Genomic DNA, 1,173 nt, shown 5'->3' with positions numbered 1-1,173 from the left:
GTGCCGATCGCGGCGGACCGTCCCAGATCGACGACCATGCGCCCGTCCGTTCCTGGGACCCACGCCGTGCCTCGGTCGCCGTCGACGGCGAGCGACGGCGACGTCATGCCCTGCGGAAGCACGGACGCGGGGAAGGTTTCCGTGCTGAGTGCGAGGTCCGCGACCGGGTACGGGTGGGCGGTGGGGTAGACCACGGTCTTGACCTTGCCCGTGGGCGGCAGGCCGGCGCCCAGCACCTCTCCGGTCTCGAGGTTGCGCAGCTGCACCGAGCGGGCGGTGCCGTCGGAGGAGACGTGGATGGTGCGCGCGTCGTCGACCACGGCGGTCAGTCCGGCCGGGGCTGTCCCCTTGCCCGGCGTCACCGCGGTGATCCGCGGGGCGAGCACGACGGCCGAGCCCGGGCGGAGCGTCACGTCCAGCACGGAGGACGTCGCCCCGACGCGCTGAGTGCCGGCGTACAGCGGAACAGCACCGCCGTCGTGCGGGATCGTGACCGCCGTGGTGGCCCCGGCGCCGGAGAGGTTGAAGACGACGAGGAAGCCGTCGACCAGCGCGGCCTGCGTGGCGGGGTTCGACGTCGTCGGCCCGGGCCGCGCAGCCTGCGCGGCTGTTGCGGCGGCCGCGCCCGGCACCATCTCGATCAGGCGCGGTCCCTGGCCGCCGTCGGCGAGGCGGATCACCTGCTGGGTGTCGCTCGTGCGGGAGACGGTGATCGGGGCGTCGGAGCCGCGGACGACGAAGCCGCCCTTGTTCTCGACGGAGATCCACCCGCCGTCCGACGTGAGCACGCGGTTGCCGGTCTCCCGGTGCCGCGCGACGTCTTGCCAGGTGACGCCGTCCATCGAGGTCTGAACCCGGTATTCCTGTCCCGCCGCGGACTCCCAGCCGAGCTGCACCTGCGACAGCGTGGTGGGCCCGCCGAGGTCGACCTGGATCCACGAGTCGCTGCGGAGGCGGTCTGCCTTCGACACGGCCCAGCGCGTGGTCGGGCTGCCGTCGGTGACGGCGCTCGCGGGGAAGCCGGTGTCGGCGCTCGACGCCGTCGCCGGGCGCTTGGCCGCGACGTCGGTGCCGCTCGGCTCGAACGCCCGGAAGTGGTACAGCGAGTAGCCGTACTGGGCGTTGCCCCGCACCCCCTGCATCCGCACGTAGCGCGTCGTGACCGGCGCCGGG

Annotated in this window: 1 protein-coding gene; it reads right to left on the bottom strand. The window is 73.9% G+C overall.

Going from position 1 to position 1,173, the window contains the following annotated elements:
- A partial coding sequence (locus ACFY3L_RS54560) for a discoidin domain-containing protein (protein WP_389343953.1) occupies positions 1–1,142 on the bottom strand: 1,142 nt, incomplete at its 3' end.
- Positions 1,143–1,173 lie beyond the last annotated feature (31 nt).

Origin of the sequence: Dactylosporangium sp. NPDC000521 (assembly GCF_042898305.1) — a bacterium.
GTDB lineage: Bacteria > Actinomycetota > Actinomycetes > Mycobacteriales > Micromonosporaceae > Dactylosporangium.
Note: the sequence above shows the minus strand (reverse complement) of the source record. Positions and strands in the feature narration are given on the sequence as shown.